This is a genomic window from Paenibacillus sp. NPDC058177, assembly GCF_042883835.1.
GTDB classification, from domain to species: Bacteria; Bacillota; Bacilli; order Paenibacillales; family Paenibacillaceae; genus Paenibacillus_AQ; species Paenibacillus_AQ agri.
The window spans coordinates 300,846-319,337 of record NZ_JBHVVB010000005.1; the positions used below are offsets into that span (position 1 = coordinate 300,846).

The following is an 18,492-nucleotide window of genomic DNA, read 5'->3' on the forward strand; positions in this document are numbered from 1 at the left end:
GTTATTAACGGCTGGCGCCACCGTCACCGTGATCGCCGCAGACGCTTTCTTCGTTGCGTCTGCTGTCGAAGTTGCCGTGATCGTATAGCTACCCGGGGCCGCATTCGCTGCTACAGTAACTTTACCGGTGTTGTCCACCACTACTTTGTTACTGGCGTCACTGCTAGTCCACGTAACCGTGGTCGCTGCTCCGCCAACGGCATCGACTGCCGCTGTGAGCTGCTTGCTTCCGCCTGGCAAGATGCTTGCCGTGCTTGGGCTGACAGCTACGCTATTAACGGCTGGCGCCACCGTCACCGTGATCGCCGCAGAGGCTTTCTTTGTTGCGTCTGCTGTCGACGTGGCTGTAATTGTATAACTACCCGGTGCCGCATTCGCGGCTACGGTTACTTTACCCGTATTGTCCACTGCCACTTTGTTGCTGGCGTCACTGCTACTCCACGTAACTGTGGTCGCTGCTCCGCCAACGGCATCAACTGTGGCTGTGAGTTGCTTACTTCCTCCTTGCACCACACTTGCACTATTCGGAGTGACACTCACACTATTGACCGCTGGCGCCACCGTTACCGTAATCGTTGCAGAGGCTTTCTTTGTTGCGTCTGCTGTCGACGTTGCTGTAATCGTATAACTGCCCGGTACCGCATTCGCTGCTACAGTAACTTTCCCTGTATTGTCCACTGCCACTTTATTGCTGGCGTCGCTGCTACTCCACGTAACCGTGGTTGCTGCTCCGCCAACGGTATCAACTGCCGCTGTGAGTTGCTTACTTCCTCCTTGCACCACACTTGCACTACCCGGAGTGACACTCACGCTATTGACTGCTGATGCCACCGTCACCGTGATCGTCGCAGACGCTTTCTTCGTTGCGTCTGCTGTCGAAGTTGCCGTGACCGTATAAACGCCCGGTGCCGCATTCGCGGCTACGGTTACTTTACCTGTATTGTCCACCGCTACTTTGTTGCTGCTATCACTACTCGTCCAAACGACCGTCGTTTCTGCGTCACCAACCGCATCGACTGTCGCTGTGAGTTGCTTGCTATCACCTGGCGCAATGCTTGCACTGCCCGGGCTGACCGCTACGCTATTAACAGCTGGCGCTACCGTCACTGTAATTGTCGCAGAGGCTTTCTTCGTTGCGTCTACCGTCGACGTGGCCGTGATCGTATAATTACCCGGTGCCGCATTCGCTGCTACGGTTACTTTACCTGTATTGTCCACCGCCACTTTGTTGCTCGCATCACTGCTACTCCACGTGACTGTCGTCTCTGCTCCGCCAACGACATCGACTGCCGCTGTGAGTTGCTTGCTTCCTCCTTGCACCACACTTGCACTATCCGGAGTGACACTCACGCTGTTGACGGCTGATGCCATCGTCACTGTAATTGTCGCAGAGGCTTTCTTCGTTGCGTCTGCTGTCGACGTAGCTGTAATCGTATAACTACCCAGTGCCGCATTCGCTGCTACGGTTACTTTACCTGTGTTGTCCACTGCCACTTTATTGCTGGCATCACTACTCGTCCAAACGACCGTCGTTTCTGCGTCACCAGCCGTATCGACTGTCGCTGTGAGTTGCTTGCTTCCTCCTTGTACCACACTTGCACTGCCCGGAGTGACACTCACATTATTGACTACTGGAGCTAAAGTAACCGTAATCGTCACGGCCCCTTTTTTGTCGCTGTCCACTGTTGACGTTGCCGTGATTGTATAATCGCCCGGCACAGCATCCGCAGCAACAATCACATTCCCTGTACTGTCCACAACGACTTTATTGCTGACGTCACTGCTCTTCCACGTGACGGTTGTCGCGATGCCTGCAAGAGCGTCTACCGTAGCCGTGAGCTGCTTACTCCCTCCTTGCACTACGCTTGCGCTAGCTGGGCTAACCGTCACACTGTTGACTGCCGGAAGCAGGGTTCCTGACTGCAGAATCGTTCCAGTTACCCCCGCCGCCACATATGTGCCTTTTCCGTACGTGACGCCCATTAGGCTTTTCTGAATGCCGCTCGCTCGGATCGTCCAATTCACTCCATTACTAGAGGATACTATCGTGCCTTGATTCCCCACCGCCACATACATGCCATTTCCGTAAATGACGTCCCACAGAGCATTCGGGGTTCCGCTCGTTCGCTGCGTCCAGTTCGCTCCATCACCGGAGGTCAGAATCGTTCCACGTGTCCAATTTGTACCCACTGCCACATAGGTTCCATTTCCGTAGATAACATTATTTAAAGTATCCGTAGTGCCGCTCGTTTGACTACTCCAGGTCACTCCGTCACTGGAAGTCAGAATCGCTCCACTATCTCCCACCGCCACATACATGCCATTTCCGTACGTGACGCCATTTAGAGAATACGTAGTGCCGACTGTTTGACTTGTCCAGTTCACTCCGTCACTGGAGGTCACAATCACCCCATTGTATCCCACTGCCACAAACATTCCGTTTCCGTAAGTGACACCTCTTAGATAATACGTAGCACCGACTGTTTGACTTGTCCAGTTCACTGCGTCACTGGAAGTCACAATCACTCCATTATCCCCCACTGCCACATATGTGCCGTTTCCATAGGCGACATCGTTTAGATTCACTCTGCTGCTATTAGTTTGGCTCGTCCAGCTCGTTCCGTTACTGGAGGTCATAATGAATCCCCTGACTCCTATCGCCACATACATGTTGTTTCCGTAAGCAACTCTCTTTAGATCATTCGTAAGAGGGTTCGCTCGGATCGTCCAGTCCGTTCCGTTGCCGGTGGTCAGAATCACTCCACCTGCACCTATCACGACAAACGTTCCATTCCCGTAGGCAGCGCTAATTAGCCCATTCGTAACACCGGTCGTCCGGCTTGTCCAACTCGTTCCGTTGGTGGAGGCCACAACATTGCCAGTAAAGGTATCAAAGGCCATAAATGTGCCGTTTCCGAAAGCAACGTTATATAGAGTGCTCGTAGTTCCACTCGCACGGCTATTCCAGGTTGTTAAGTTAGTAGAGGTTAGAATGGTCCCACTAGCACCTACTACCACATACATGTTGTTTCCATATGTGACATCATTTAGAGCATCCGTAGAGCCACTTGTTTTACTCGCCCAGCTCGCTCCATCGGTGGAACTCATAATCGTTCCCTTAGTTCCAACCAATACAAACGTTCCGTTTCCGAAAATGACTTCATTAAAATGGTTCGTCGTAGTAATCGACCGTTTCGTCCAGCTGACACCATTGTTGCTGGAAGTCACTATCGTTCCACCTGCACCTACCACCACAAATGTTCCTTTTCCGAAGGTGACGCCACTTAGCGCACTCGAAGTAATAGTGGCACGGTTCGTTCGGTCCGTCCAGTTCACTCCGTCGGTGGAGGTCACAATGATTCCAGTGGCCCCCACTGCCACAAACGTGCCATTTCCAAAGGCGACGCTAGTTAAATAATTTGTAATGACACTACTTCGTTTCGTCCAGTTCACTCCGTCACTGGAGGTCACAATCGCTCCGCCTTCCCCCACTGCCACAAACATGTTGTTTCCGAAGGTAATTGCATTTAAACGCTCACCCGTAGGCAACGGATTGCGGATATTCCACTCGTCAAGAGAATCTGCAAAAGCATACTGAGGAATATTGCCCGCAATTAATAAAAATACGATGAAGATCGACATCCAACGTTTGATCATTTTCTCTATTCCACTCACCTTCATGCTGATTTACTCTACGGTGATATTATATCTGGAGCAATGTTGCAAAATTGTGACAAAGCAAAAAGGAACCCGCTTCTGATGACAGGTTCCTTTCTTCGTTCGATATATATATCAATCCGTTAATTCTCGAAGCAAAGATGTAAGCGTATCTCCCGACACAGCTCCCAGCTCTGCATGGATCAACTCGGTGTATTCTTCGTAGTAGGCGGTAGCACGCCCAGAACCGCCGATGCGATAGTGTAGCTTCAGCGCCTCTTCCCGCAGTGATTCATCATAAGGATCGTGTTCGACCAGCAGCTCGGCCAGTCGCAGCGCCTTGAGCGGCTCCGTCACGGATTCCTCATAATACAATAGCAGCTTTTTCCCCAGACTGAGAAAGAACTGGCGGTATTCTTTGCGGTAAGGCTCGCACCAGACGCTGTCGAACCCTTGAAGAAACGGCCGGCTACAGCGGTGAATCAGTTGCTCGACATACACCAGATTGTCAGGATCTATTCTGACAGCATCCAATACGAAAAGCTCCAATTCGTCCGCATCCAAAGCCAGCGCTTCATCGGATAAGACCAATTTGTATCCATTCCGGACAGATGCCAGCGACATCCCTGATCGGCAGTCCCGTAGCGTCTTATTGATTCTGCTAACCGTGCTTCGAAGGTTGATGCCGGCCTTCTCCACATCCAGGGCCGGCCAGAGCGCCTCAAACAGTTCCCACTTGCTAACCTCTTTATCCCGGGGTTGTAACAGCATATAAGCGAGCAGCTCTGCGCACTTGGAGGTTACCCAGCGAACCGGCTCGGGGTCAACATCCATATGTAGAGCAAACTTGCCGAACAGGTAGGCGACAGCACTCTTTTGTCCGTCGTTACCAGCATTATCCCCGCGTCGCTGCCGTCTTTTTCCTACGCGTTCGAGCGAACGCTGCAAATCCTCTTCCATTAGCGGCTTCAGCAAATAGTCGAGTGCATTCACCCGGAACGCATCGATCGCGTATTGATTGTAGGCAGTAATGAACACGACCTCCATGTCGAGCTTGTCCGCATATACCCGCTCCGCAATCTCAAGTCCGCTCAGCTCGGGCATTTCAATATCCAGAAATAGTACATCGGGCATTAGCTCTTTCGCCATTCCTAGCGCCTCATGAGGATTCACGCAGCAGCCCAGCACCTTCACTCCTGCACTCGCAAGCATTCTGTCAATTTGCTCCGTAACCAATAACTCATCATCTACAACGATAGCTTTCATCAACGTGTTTCATGCTCCTCTCCGTTAGCTCTAGTTGCTGCTGTGCGGGTGGGGATCAGGAAGGTGACGGTTGTACCCTTGTCCTGAACGCTCTCGATCCGCAAGCCTTGAGCGAATTCATTGATGAGTCGTTTGTGGACATTGATCAGGCCAATGCTTCCATCCAGCCGCTCCCGCTTAAAAATTCGATCAAGTTGCTCTGCGGTCATGCCAACCCCGTCATCCTGAACAGTGATCTGCAAGCCTTGCTGCGCAAGCTTCGCCCGAATAACCACCGTGCCTCCCGACAATCGCTTCATGATGCCATGGCGAATCGCATTTTCGACCAGAGGCTGCAAAATCAATGCCGGAATCAACGTCTGCGTTCGAACATCCACATCCCATTCCACATTCAGGCGTGTGCCGAAACGGGCCTGCTCCAGCTCCACGTAGGATTTGGTGAGAGACAGCTCGCGCTTTAGACTGACCTTCGCATGACGGGGGTCAAGATCAAAGCTGAGTCGCAAATAGTTGCTGAATTCGCTCAGCAGCTTGCCTGCCCGATCGCCATCGCTATAGCATAACGAGATAATGCCACTCAAGGCATTATAGATAAAATGCGGCTTGATCTGCGATTGCAGAAACAACGTCTCCATACGAATAGCCTGCTCGACTGCTTCTTTCAATTGCAGCAGTGTCTGTACCCGGGCCAGCAGCTCCTTGCCACTGAACGGTTTCACTAGAAAATCATTTGCTCCCACTTCGAATCCCATCGCAATATCTGCCGGCGAGTTGCGTACAGTCAGCAGCAGAACGGGCAGCTCGTAGAGCGGGATCTCCTCCCGAATACGCCTGCACACTTCATAGCCTGAGAGCTCAGGCATCATCACATCGAGCAGGACAAGCGACAGATCATCGCGATGCTGCTGAATCAGCTTGAGCGCGTCCACCCCATTGTACGCCGTAAGAACATGATAGCGACTGGAGGCAAATAACTCCTGCAGCACCTTGATGTTGGAGGAATCATCATCCACCAGCAAAATCTTCACCTCGCCGGTTCGCTCCGCTGCATGCGGCGAGGTCTCTTTCTTCGCCGGCGAGCTTGCCCTGGGCAAAGGTTGCGGCTCCAGACCGGCAGCGGCTTCTGCCCGGATGGCCCCAAGTTCTCTCTGCGTTGCCGTCGCCTCCGGCAGCTGCAGCTCGAACATGGAGCCTTTTCCCGGCTCCGACCACTTCAGTTCCAGATCCCCGTCCATTTGCTTCGCAAGCGCCTTGGATATTTTCAGGCCGAGACCAGAAGATTGATACGCCGAAACCGCTGGCTCCCCGTCATTATATAGATCAAGTTGGAAAAGCTCCCGACGCCGTTCTTCACTCATTCCGGCGCCAGTGTCTGCAAACGTCAGGAATAGCCGGCCTTCTCGCGACTCTGCAGCCACCGTCACACTTCCACGTTCCGTAAACTTCAACGAATTGCCGACCAGATTCACAAGAATCTGCTTCAGGCGGTTTTCATCGGTAAACAGATAAAAGGTTCCCGGAGGTACCTGATTGACCAGCCACACCTGATCATTTCTACGAATGAATTTCAGTGCTTCGAGCGTAGCCTGCACCGTGCCGCTGACATCGAAAAACCGGTGGTGGAACGTCAGGCTTCCGCGCTGCAAGCTCTGAAAATCGATAATATCGTTCACCAGCGTGGACAAACGGGTCGCCTGGGCAATGATAAAGTCCAGATTCTCACGATGCCGCTGCGCTATCCCTTCGCCGCTCTGGTCGATAACCACCTGCGCCAGATTGATAATGCCGTGCAGCGGTGTTTTGAACTCGTGTGACGTATGGATGAGAAATTCGTCTTTTTGGCGGTCATACGCAATGAGCTGCTCAGTGAGCCGCTCGTTCCGCAAGAACGCCTCGCGAACCCGGTCCGACATGAGGAAGGATTGCGATAGAACGAGAAGCAGAGGCGTTACGATCATATAATACGGGTTGTCTAGCGCGAGCTGATAACGTGTCTGGGCATACACCCAACTAATAATAAGGAAAAATAAACCGAGCAAAATATAGTAAACTTGAACCCCGCTATTCCGATAACGGAACAGCCAGCGAATCATGAAAGCGAACGCCGTGATTTGCAGGACGATCCCGAGCCAAAGAATATCAATTAAATATTCGTTTGGTATGCCAACCAATAAGACAAGACATCCATAATAAACCCTTTTCAACCACTTATACTCCGGGCTTCCCTTATGATCCAGGCCCAGGTACAGATAGACATAGAGGGTAAAGGACATAACAGAAACGTAGGGCAGGATAAAGAGCATTTTCTGCAATAAAAGAAAAGAGATCCCGGGGAACAGAGTCGCCATGACGATTTCATTGTCAATGCTGAAAAATAACCCTAATGACAAGCAGAACAAACTAAAAAAGGCGAGATAGGGCTCCTTCCACCATTGCTTGAATGTTCCTGCGAAATAAATCCCGAATACCAGCATGGTGGTGATAACAATCATGTCCGCTAAACGGGCATTATCGCGCCTGGCCCATACATCTGCTGTTAAACCGAATTCTGGCGCTTGCACCAAGCCGCCTTCCAAATAACGGTAGCTTGCGATCTGAATAATGATATCAATGGTGCCGCTATCCGCTTTCATCATACCGTAAAACGGAAGGTTGCTAGGTACAAATTGATCCGGTGACAAATGCGGTTTTCCAGTACCGCCGAGGTCTGAACCGTTCATGAATATATGGCTGGACAACCGAAGCTTTTTAGCTCTAAGGCTATAAAAGTCAGGATCTTTAACCTCTACGCGCAGACGGTACGTACCTGCACCATGCCCCCTGTCAGATGAAACTACACCTTTCCAGCCTCCAGCAACACTAAGAAGCCGGCGCTCCGCTTCCAGTGCCTTGCCACCGGTTTGGAAATCCTGCGGAGTTAACAGCTTGTTCTCATAGAACTCCCACTCTCCCCGCAACGGTACAATTCCTTGCTTCGCAAAATCCCATTGTCTGGCGTCCAACACTCCTCCACGCGCTTCGGGGTACCGAAACGTAGGATGAAGCCATTCATAGACGAATATTGATATAACGACGGTAAAGACAAGCATCATGCCGATGAGCACCGTCAATTGTTTTCTCATTGTCCCTGGTCCCAGTCCCATTTTCATATTCGCACCCAATCCATAATGTTTATGACTATATTCGTCAGAATACGACACATTTCCTTCAAATAGGGAACTTGGGGAATCAAGGACACATTACCTGGTTTATTCCTTTTCTATTTGCGCCAAAACAAACGAATCTTTATTAATTTCAACGGCAATAGCAGTTTGAGTAGATAGGTCCTTTATCTTATAAAGTTTTGTTCCAACAGGATAATGATTTGAAAAATCATCCTTACCGGACTCCGATTCCTCATCTGAGTAAGTTTTAACTTCTCCTATACTTTCCTGAATATCGGTAGGAGCTACTTTTATTTCAGTTCCCACATAGATTGTTTTATTAAACGTAATGATTTTATCGAAAGACCAGCTCTGGGATGATACCTGGCCTGTCTCAGGTGCGTTGGTCTTGTCAACTTGAGCTAATGAAGGATGAGCACATCCCGATAACAGTAGTAATGCAAACAAAGTTCCAATTAGCCGCTTCACTGTCATTCCCCCTTAATAATCAAGACGTTGGAAAATGAAGAAAAGTTACCTGAACTTAGTCCTGGGCAACGCAAAAAAGCGGCTCACCTTACACTCCGCTACTCTTACTCTTTATGCAGTTCAATAAAATATTTACCCCAATCCGCCAAGCTTGCACGAAATACGAGACGCCGCTTCCTTCACATGCCCAATGAACAGCGGAATTTCGTCTTCGCCAAGCCGATGAATCGGTCCTGCAGCCGACAGGCTGGCAACAATTCGCTGCTGCGGGTCAAGCACAGGCGCTGCAATAGCGAACGCATCCGTATCTACCTCGCCTAAGGTAAAACAATAGCCTGCGTCCTTTATGTTATGCAGTTCTTGCAACAGCGTAGACTTCGTGGAATTTGCTTCAAAAAGCTTGCACATGTCTTCGATAATCTTATCGTTCTCATACGCAAGCAGTGTTTTGCCCGAAGCGCCTGAATTCAGCGGAAGCACCCGGCCATTTTCGATAGACATTCTGATTAATCTTGGACTGGTTACATGCTCAAGACAAATGGCTTTGGAGCCGGAGCGGACGAATAAGACCGAGGTTTCATTAGTCAGAGCGGTGAGCTCCTCCATAATCGGCCTGGCGATAACCAGAAGCTCCTTCTCGATCTGCTGAGACAAGCCTCTGGCTAAATCAAAGATTCGAAGCCCCAGGCCAATCTTGCTTCTCCCCTTGCGCTCCACAAAGCCACTCTTAATCAGCGATTGAATAAAACGATATGCCGTGCTCTCCGGAATGCCCACCTTCTCCGCAATTTCGCTTACTGTAAGCGTAGTACCGGAGTCAGCAAGGACAAACAGGATATCGATAGCACGTTCCAACGTCTGAGTACCATTCATTATTACACCTCAAAATAAAACGATCGTAGTTATAAAACTCTGAACCAGTATATCATACTCTCTGTTCCCCGCGTGACCTGCGCAAAGTGATTTTCTCAAGTCGTAGCAGGACCATATTCGTCGATAACGCCAGCAAGGAGACTAGCAGCGTGCCCCACACCATCTTGGGAATCGAGTTTTGATACAACCCTTCGAACAGAACCCCGCCCAGCCCTCCGGCATTAATCCAGGCCGCGATGGTTGTAATGCCTATTACGGATACCGACGCAATTCGCACCCCGCCCAGAATAACCGGCAATGCCAGCGGCAGTTCAATCCGGACAAATTGTCTCCACGCGCTGTACCCCATACCTTTAGCTACCTCAATAATAGAAGGCTCAATGCCTTGAAATCCTGAGATAACATTGCGGACCAGAATTAGCTGACTGTACACAACCAGTGCAATAATGGCCGGCTTAGCACCAAGTCCCACGAACGGGATCAGCAAGGCGAACATGCCCAAGCTGGGAATCGCATAAATAATACTTAGTACAGACAACACAGGTACGGCAATTCTCCGTCTTCTGGCTAACCAGTAGCCAAGCGGTAGCGCGATAAGCATCGCAATCAGCAAAGAAACAAACGTAAGTACGATATGCTCCCATAAAGAGATCAATAAATCATCATAATGGCGGGAAAAATAGTCCAGCATTCCAATCACCTGCCATTCTGCAGATTCAACTGCTCTAGCGTAATCTGACCTAGCCGCTCGCCCTTATCATTTTCAACAACGACATAAGGGGCATTATGCTGCAAAAGAGACTGAAGCGCCGTCTTTAGACTTTCACTACCCTGAATGGTCGGAACACCATCCGTTACAGTCTCATTCGTCAAAGCGATCATTCGATCCTCAGCCCGGATCAGGTGGAGCTGCTGGAATAAGTCATCTGCTTGAATCAAACTCGACACGAAGGAATTGCTAGGGTTCGACATAATGGCCAGCGGGGTGTCGTACTGCTGAATGGAGCCCTCATTCATGACGATCATTTGATCTCCCAGCTTCATCGCCTCTTCCACATCATGCGTAACAAACAGCACGGTCTTGCCAAGCTCCTGTTGAATCTGCTTAAAATCATCCTGCAGCTTCTTACGTGTAATGGCATCAATAGCACCAAACGGCTCATCCATCAGCAAAATGGCAGGGTCTCCAGCCATCGCTCTGGCAATACCCACCCGCTGCTGCTGTCCACCTGACAATTGGCGAGGGTAGAGCTTTTTATAATTTTCTGGAAGATGGACAAGCTTCATTAAATAATCAATTCGCTCCGCGGTCTTCTGCCGCTCCCAGCCCAGAATATCCGGCACAGTGGCAATGTTCTGCTCGATCGTCAGATGCGGGAACAGCCCCACCTGCTGTATCACATAACCAATACTCCGACGCAGCTCTGTTACAGGCAAGCTCCGAATATCTTTGCCAAACACGGAGATGGTACCTGCGGTCGGCTCAATAATGCGGTTCACCATCTTCAGTAAGGTTGTCTTCCCACTGCCCGATGCGCCCAGAATCGTAACAAAGGAACCTTGGGGAATACTTAGACTCGTTTCATTTACAGAAGGCTTCGGGGCCTTCGGAAATGTTTTGGATACCTGCTCGAAAACGATTGCCTCTTTCATCACTAATCAACTCCTGTAGGAAGGGGGCTTCTCCCTGCTGGAGAAACCCCACTGCTTCAATTATTAATTACTTCTTGATTAGACCTTGTTCTTCCAGGAAGGACTTGGCCACATCTGCATATTCTTTTTTCTCAATATCGACTTGAGCATTCAGCTTTTGCACAGTTTCGTTATCCAGCTTCGCCGAGATTTTATTCAACACTTTCGCGATTTCCGGGTCCTTGTCGTTAAGCTCACCACGGATTACAGGAGCAACGAAGTATGGAGGCCAGAATTTCTTGTCATCCTCCAGCAGCACAAGATCCTTGTTGGTCAAATCACCATCCGTTGTGAAGCCTACAGTGACATCGGCCTCGCCGTCCAGCACGACACGGTATTTGATACCATAGTCAAACAGCTTCATGCTCTTGAAATTCAGTTTACCGTAAGTAGCATTCAGACCTTTCAGTCCATCCTCACGCTCTTCGAATTCCGGCACAGCTGCCATGTTAAGCTCCGGTGCATACTTCACGAGATCAGAGATTTTGTAGAGATTATATTTTTCAGCAATTTTCTTAGAGGTCACCAGACCTTGGGAATCATTCGCGTTGGTCGGCTCCAGCCAGATCAGATTGAATTTGTCTTTGTAGCCTTTGGCTACTTCATCGTACACCGTTTTGGCATCCGAGTTCGGCGGCAATTCCAGAACGTTGATCAATCCGGTTCCTGTGTATTCAGGATAAAAGTCAATATCGCCTTTTTTAAGCGCTTCGTGAGCAACCAATGTACCGCCGAGGTTAAGCTTGCGATCCACCTTGTAGCCAGCATCCTCAAGAGCCAGTGCATACATTTCACCTAGAACCAGGGACTCGGTAAAGTTCTTGGAGCCTACTTTCACTACAGTCTTACCGGAATTGGAGGAGCATGCGCTAATTACCAGAACTACACTTACCAGCAAACCGGCCAAAGCTAATAGTTTTCTTTTCAATGGAATACTCCTCTCACATTATCGCTGATATTTGGTGACTAATCTTTCGATTCCTGAAAAACCGATTTCCGATAGAATGGCTAATAGGGCTACTGGAAGCGCACCGACAAGCAACAAGGAAAATTTGTACATTCCCAGACCATTGATGATAAACGTACCAAATCCGCCGCCGCCGATGAATGCAGCGAGTGTGGCACTGGCAATGACCTCTACCGCCGAAGTCTTAATTCCGGACAACAGCAGTGGAGCTGCGAGCGGCAGCTCGATCTTACGCATAATCATCCTCTCACCCATTCCGAGGCCCGAAGCTGCTTCAATGATTGCCGGCTCAATCCCCCGAAAACCCATATATGTATTAATAAGAATTGGAGGGCAAGCAAGTATCGTCAAGGCGACGAGTGCGGGTGCAAAGCCTGTTCCCATGATCGGTAAAATAATAACTAATACCGCCAAGCTTGGGATGACTCGCAGGGAATTGAAGAGGCCCATGATCGGATCGGTTAGCCATTGCTTCTTGGCGCACAGAATACCGAGAGGTACGCAGATGACGATCGCTATAAGAAGCGCGTAAACGCTTATGCTTAAATGCACCTTAGCCGCTTCCAGAAACCGGTCACTATTGGTTATCACATACTCGTAAGCTTCACGGAAAACATTCACCCGTAATTCCATCTCCTTCCGCCTGATTTATCATATATCAATAATTAATTACCATTATTATTAAGTAATATATACCATTATGTCAATCGGATTTATTTATTTGTTTCTTTATATAAGACGAACTTAAGTTCCAAACGTAAAGCTCAGTCGTCACTACGGTGGAATGTTTGGACTTCCGGCCGCTGTTGTCTGCAGATTTCTTGGTTTACTACCGCTGTTCGCGGTAGAAATCCGCAGACAAAGGCGGGCGCTGTCGCTCCTACAGTTCCAAACTTCCCCCTTCGTTCCTCCTCGCTTTTTGTTACTTTCTTTTGTTCGACTTATATAGAAAGTTTTATCAGAGCATGCAGCAGCACATTAGCGCCGGCCTCACAATCCTCGGGACTGCTCCATTCCAGCGGATGATGACTGATGCCATCGCGTGAGCGGACCAGAATCAAACCGATTTCCGTAAGCTCATTCATTGCAACCGCATCATGGCCTGCACCGCAGACCATATAATGCTCCGGGAACTCATTAATTCTACAGCTCTCTGCCAAGGTATCCATAATCATCTGAGAGGATCGAACGGGCGGAGCACTGTCTGTGGCTATAATCGAGAGACTCAAGCCTTTCTCTTCTGCTATACCAGTTAACGCTTCTCTAATCGCTATCTCCATCTGAAGCAGCTTCTCAGCTTCTTCATGCCGCAGATCGACACTGTATACGACCTCTCCAGGGATAACGTTAATTGCTCCTGGCGCAAGCTTTAATGTGCCTATCGTTGCCACTCCACCGTGTTCAACAGCTATCTGTTCAATGGCGAGCAGTTGCGCAGCAGTAGCCGTCAGCGGATCTTGCCGCAGCTTCATCGGGGTTGTTCCCGCATGATCCGCACGCCCACGAACCGTGACTTCAAGCCAGCAATGTCCATAAATCGCAGTAGCTATTCCAACAGATGTGCCCAGCGCCTCCAGTACACGGCCTTGCTCAATGTGCAGTTCGACATAAGCCTGGATCGATTGGCGGGTGCGACTGGCGAGTGCTGCATTATCGGGATTCACGTCTGCATTTTCCATAGCTCGCTTTAAAGAGATGCCATTGGCATCCTTCAGTTCTAACCAACGATTATCCCATCCCCCGCTCATCGCCCGGCTTCCCAGATATCCTGCGCCAAAGCGCACGCCTTCTTCATCAGTAAAACAAATAATCTCCAGGGAACGAGCGTGCCGGATGCCCTGCTCTTTAATGGTACGCAGCACTTCTATTCCAGCCAGTACGCCAAGCGCCCCGTCAAATCTCCCGCCTTGGATAACCGTATCAATATGCGAGCCTGTAGCGATGACTGCAGCATCCGGGTCTTCACCTGCCAGCACCCCGATCAGATTGCCTGCTTCATCCTGCCGGACCTCAAGCCCTGCATCCGCCATCAGAGACATCACAAATTGTCTTCCAGTCATTTCTTCATCGGTGAGCGAAAGACGGGTAATCCCTCCTTGTTCATCCGCGCCAATCTGACCTAAGGCCTCAAGGGATGTCCATAGACGCTCGCTATTAATTTGTACAGATAGGGGATTAAGCATCCTCCCACCGGCTGAAATCTTCTTCATCAAATAGCAGCAACGCTTGCCCCAACGCCTGTGTTCCAGCAGCGACGTCCTGAAATTCTGTCCACTCCTCCGGACAATGGCTTCTGCCATCCTTGCTCGGAACAAAAATCATCCCGATCGGCGCAATACTTGCCAATTGATTAGCATCATGACCCGCTCCGCTAGGCAGACAGATGGCAGGAGCCACAGAATTACAGGCTGAGAGCACCTTCTCCAATACCTTTTCCTTGACGATAACGGCATCCGATTTCGATAAGGACTCAAGGGATAGCTGCAGTCCGCGTCTTGCCGCAATCTTGGCAGCCTCAGCAGCAAATGCTGAATATACCGACTCAGAGATTTTGTGATCCAGCGAGCGAATCTCCAGATCAAATCTAACCAAGCCCGGTACAACATTGGATGCATTAGGCTCATTGTTCATTTTGCCAATCGTGCCTACCGCATCCTTCGCATAGTGCAGACACTGACGTTCAAAGGCCAACCCGATCTCGCAAAAACCAGCCAACGCATCGTTACGCAGCGTCATCGGGGTCGTTCCCGCATGATTGGGCGCTCCAGTGATCTGGACCCGATAGCGATGAATCCCTACGATGCCCAGCACCGCGCCGAGACGATGCCCTGATTGTTCCAGCACCGGGCCTTGCTCAATATGCAGCTCCAGATACAGCGCTACCTCTCCCGGTTTCCTAACTTCAGCATGTAGACGACTGACATCACCGCCCTGCCGGTTGATGGCATCGGCAAGCTGTAGACCTGTATCATCCCGAAGCTCCAGCATCGCCTCTGTCAGATTCCCCACCATACCGCGGCTTCCAATGGTTGAAAGGCCGAACTCGCTCGGTTCTTCCGCCGTAAAATCAACGATTTGCAGCGTATGCCGCAGCTTCAGCCCCGATTCTTGCAGCAAACGGGCAATTTCGATACCGGCAAGCACGCCGATAATGCCATCAAAACGCCCGCCGCCGGTCACGGTATCCGTATGGGAACCGATCATAATCGGCGCTAAGCTGGGATCACTGCCGGGCAGAACTCCGATCAAATTAGAGGCGGCATCAATCTCCACGGTCAGTCCCGCATCCTGCATTTGTCCGGTCAGCCAGCGTCTTCCGCTGTCATACTCTTCCGTGAACGGACGGCGGGTCCAGCCGGGCTTGGACGGGTTGATCAGCGTGGATAGCTGCTCAATATTATTTTGCAACCTGGATGTGTTAGGTACCATCCCTGCATGAATCTCCATGTTCCATTCCTTCTCCCTAGAATGAATTTATGCCCGGTGCTCAGCACTTACGAATTGACCATACCCTGGCTGGCCTACCACGGCTCCAGCTTCATACACCACAGAACCTCTGACCAAGGTATGGGTTAGCTTCCCTTGCATTTGCATGCCTTCATAAGCACTCCAGCCCGCACTGGAATGTAGCTCCCGTTCATCCAGTGTCCAGGCAACAGAAGGATCAATAATCGCCAGATCGGCATCATAGCCAACTGCCAGCCTTCCTTTACGATGCCCCAGTCCAAATACATCTGCAGGTCTTTGACTAAGCAATCTCACCATCTCTGTAAGTGAAATCCGCCCTTTCGCCACACCTTCACTATAAATGACAGGTAGCAAATGCTCGACACCCGGAGCCCCGGATGAATTGTTGAAAATGTCAGCATCCGATTTGCGCTCAAGCAGCCATGGCGCATGATCGGAAGTAATCATATCAATGGCGCCTTTAGCAGCCAAGTCCCACAGACCTTCAACATCTGATTTGGAACGCAGCGGAGGGTTGATTTTCCCCTTTGCCCCAAGACGCGGCATGTCCTCTTCGCTAAGAGTCAAATAATGCGTACAGGTCTCCGCTGTGATCTTGGCCCCAAGCGAACGGAAATACTCTGCAAGCTGGAAAATACGCGGATACGTACAATGATACAAATGCAGCTTGACTCCGGTCTCGTAAGCTAGCTCCATTACCGTCAGTGCGGCGACGGATTCGCTGACCTTCGGCCGGCTCAAACCATGCGAACGAGGATCGCTGCCGTCATCGCGGTATTTATTAATGTAGCGTCTTACGATTTCATCGTTCTCGGCATGAACGCCTACCGGACAGCCCGTCTCTGCAATGACAGCAAAAGAATCCAGCAGTTGTCCGTCATCTATCCGCGGAAACCGGAAAGAGTCCGTGTTAAACATAGACACCTTGAATCCACAGGCTCCTGCCGCTGCCAGCTCCCGAATATGTTCGTAGCCATCCTCCTTATGGATGGTCACCAGCATAGCCATATCTACAAGGGATTCCTGCTCAAGACGCAGTCTTTTTTCCTCGAACATCTCAAGCGTACAAACCATACCCGTCGCATCGTAAGGCATCTCAATAATCGTCGTTACCCCACCTGCTGCTGCGGATGTACTCGCTGTGGTAAAACCTTCATCTAAAGAGCTATAACAATGAACGTGCGCATCCACAGCCCCGGGGAGTACAAAACTACCCTCTGCATGAATAACTTTGTCTGCCGTGATGCCATCTGGATTCTGTTGGCTTATGCTGACAATCTTGCCGTCCTTTACCCCAATCGCTGAATCATATAGCACTCCATCAGGAAGTACGAGGTTACCGTAAACTAGAAGATCATATTGTGAGCTCATGAATCACTTCTCCCTTCCAATCGAATTCCCTTGCGCATTAATTCATATGCAGCACTAATATCAGGGGTTAGTGGCCGATCCTCCGTCAAAGGCGATACCACGTTTCGAATCTGTGTATAGACCGCAGCTGATCCTTGACCTAATGTAGCTTGTGAATCACGTAAATCAATCGCTTGAGCGGCGTGAATGGCTTCCATGCCAAGAATATAATATAAATGATCAATAATATCAGATGTCTTACGAATCACCAGCGGGGTATTATTGGCGTGATCCTCCATGTCTCCAGCAATCGAGAAGTAGTCCGCAGAGACCGGATTAGAGAGTAAACGGATTTCCGCATCCAATGAAGTAAAAGTCTTCTGCATCGTGCCGAAAGCAATCGTTCCTTCGTCAGGAGCTAGAAAACGCCCTAAGCCCGTGAAACGCGACGTACCTAGCTTAAGCGAGCGGTAGCAGGATATTTTGGATACATGACTGAGTGCAATGGCCAGCATCTCAAAAGCAACGGTCCACGTAGTCACGTCAAAATTAGACGAAGGAACCACCCTTCTTTCCTTTAAAAGAACACAAGGATTGTCGTCTGAGCTATTCAATTGTACTCGCAGAAGCTTGGAAGCATACGCGAGCGCGTCCCGAGCCGCGCCATGGACATGACTGGCGCTGCGAAAGCTTAATGGATCTTGTATTTTCTCCCGCTGATCCATCTGCAGCAGCTTGCCACCGCGTAAATGACTTCGGACATTCGCTGCACTTTCCGCTGCTCCGTCAAGTGGCCTAGCTTCGAACAATGCTTCCTCAAACGGGCTAACGCAACCTTGCAGCGCCTCAAGCGACAAAGCGAACACGGCATCCGCCGTGTCCAGCAATCGTAGTGCCGCCGCTGCTGTTAACGCCGCGTTGCCTGACGACAAGGCGTTAGAGCTAACAATCGCCAGCGCATCTTTCGGTCCAAGCTTTAAAGGCAGAATCCCATTGGCTTCCAAAGCGACTTGGGCAGAGAGCGTGTTCCCTTGATAGCTTACTTGCCCTTCGCCGATCATAGCCAAACCAATATGGGATAAAATCGATATATCTCCAGCGCCCACCGAGCCGCGCACCGGGAGAATCGGGTGGATACCGGCATTAAGCATATCCCGGTACATCAGGACAATCCCCGGCTGCACCCCTGTACAACCTAGCAGCAATGTATTTAGACGGGCAACAAGTACCGCTCTTACCTGCTGCTCTGTAGCCGCAGGACCCACCCCAGATGAATGAGAGTAAATCAGATTCCGATTGAATGCCTCATACATATCGGCGGTGATCTGACGGTCTTTATTCTTGCCAACACCACGATTCAGTCCATAAATCGGAATGCCTTCCGCAGCCAGTTCATGAATCAGAGCATGCGCTTCCTCAACCCGTTCCAGTGCCTCCGGAGACAATTCCACCCGGCATCCGCTGTTGGCAATCTGCTCAAGCTCCTCAATAGAGAGATTGTGCCCGTCAAGCGTAATTATAGAATCGGACAGTTGCTCTTCTGTGTCCGTAACGTTCATTTCTATTTTTCCGTCCATAGTCTAGCAC

At 50.2% G+C, this 18,492-nt stretch carries 13 protein-coding genes; all 13 read right to left on the minus strand.

All coding sequences use genetic code 11. From position 1 onward, the window contains the following. On the minus strand, positions 1-3,657 hold a 3,657-nt coding region (locus ACFVU8_RS20840; protein ID WP_387429928.1), incomplete at its 3' end, for a beta strand repeat-containing protein. 135 nt (positions 3,658-3,792) lie between these two features. Beyond that, positions 3,793-4,923, minus strand: coding sequence for a response regulator (locus ACFVU8_RS20845; protein ID WP_387430134.1), 1,131 nt, complete (start codon positions 4,921-4,923; stop codon positions 3,793-3,795). Beyond that, positions 4,923-8,045 carry a hybrid sensor histidine kinase/response regulator gene (locus ACFVU8_RS20850; protein ID WP_387429929.1) on the minus strand — a complete coding sequence of 1,041 codons (3,123 nt, stop codon included), beginning with the start codon at positions 8,043-8,045 and terminating at the stop codon, positions 4,923-4,925. The genes ACFVU8_RS20845 and ACFVU8_RS20850 overlap by 1 nt, the downstream gene beginning before the upstream one ends. Positions 8,046-8,171: 126 nt before the next feature. Then, positions 8,172-8,555, minus strand: coding sequence for a hypothetical protein (locus tag ACFVU8_RS20855; protein ID WP_387429932.1), 384 nt, complete (start codon positions 8,553-8,555; stop codon positions 8,172-8,174). Between the two features lie 132 nt (positions 8,556-8,687). Continuing rightward, the gene (locus tag ACFVU8_RS20860) at positions 8,688-9,428 is read right to left on the minus strand and encodes an IclR family transcriptional regulator (protein ID WP_379464874.1); all 741 of its coding nucleotides are present in this window, start codon (positions 9,426-9,428) and stop codon (positions 8,688-8,690) included. 52 nt (positions 9,429-9,480) lie between these two features. Further along, the gene (locus tag ACFVU8_RS20865) at positions 9,481-10,119 is read right to left on the minus strand and encodes an ABC transporter permease (protein ID WP_379464875.1); all 639 of its coding nucleotides are present in this window, start codon (positions 10,117-10,119) and stop codon (positions 9,481-9,483) included. A gap of 5 nt (positions 10,120-10,124) precedes the next feature. Continuing rightward, on the minus strand, positions 10,125-11,081 hold the full coding sequence (locus ACFVU8_RS20870; protein WP_217622213.1) for an ABC transporter ATP-binding protein: 957 nt from the start codon (positions 11,079-11,081) through the stop codon (positions 10,125-10,127). Between the two features lie 67 nt (positions 11,082-11,148). Next, positions 11,149-12,048 carry a glycine betaine ABC transporter substrate-binding protein gene (locus tag ACFVU8_RS20875; protein WP_387429934.1) on the minus strand — a complete coding sequence of 300 codons (900 nt, stop codon included), beginning with the start codon at positions 12,046-12,048 and terminating at the stop codon, positions 11,149-11,151. A gap of 18 nt (positions 12,049-12,066) precedes the next feature. Further along, the gene (locus ACFVU8_RS20880) at positions 12,067-12,720 is read right to left on the minus strand and encodes an ABC transporter permease (protein ID WP_066372638.1); all 654 of its coding nucleotides are present in this window, start codon (positions 12,718-12,720) and stop codon (positions 12,067-12,069) included. Between the two features lie 308 nt (positions 12,721-13,028). Continuing rightward, positions 13,029-14,270 (minus strand): Zn-dependent hydrolase, encoded by a 1,242-nt coding sequence (locus ACFVU8_RS20885; protein ID WP_387429937.1) that lies wholly within the window; start codon positions 14,268-14,270, stop codon positions 13,029-13,031. Next, positions 14,263-15,534, minus strand: a complete 1,272-nt coding sequence (locus ACFVU8_RS20890) for a Zn-dependent hydrolase (protein WP_387429939.1) — start codon at positions 15,532-15,534, stop codon at positions 14,263-14,265. Before ACFVU8_RS20890 ends, ACFVU8_RS20885 begins: the two co-directional genes overlap by 8 nt. Before the next feature lie 27 nt (positions 15,535-15,561). Then, on the minus strand, positions 15,562-16,926 hold the full coding sequence (locus tag ACFVU8_RS20895; RefSeq protein WP_387429941.1) for a dihydroorotase: 1,365 nt from the start codon (positions 16,924-16,926) through the stop codon (positions 15,562-15,564). Further along, positions 16,923-18,482 carry an HAL/PAL/TAL family ammonia-lyase gene (locus tag ACFVU8_RS20900; RefSeq protein WP_387429944.1) on the minus strand — a complete coding sequence of 520 codons (1,560 nt, stop codon included), beginning with the start codon at positions 18,480-18,482 and terminating at the stop codon, positions 16,923-16,925. Before ACFVU8_RS20900 ends, ACFVU8_RS20895 begins: the two co-directional genes overlap by 4 nt. Positions 18,483-18,492: the final 10 nt, after the last annotated feature.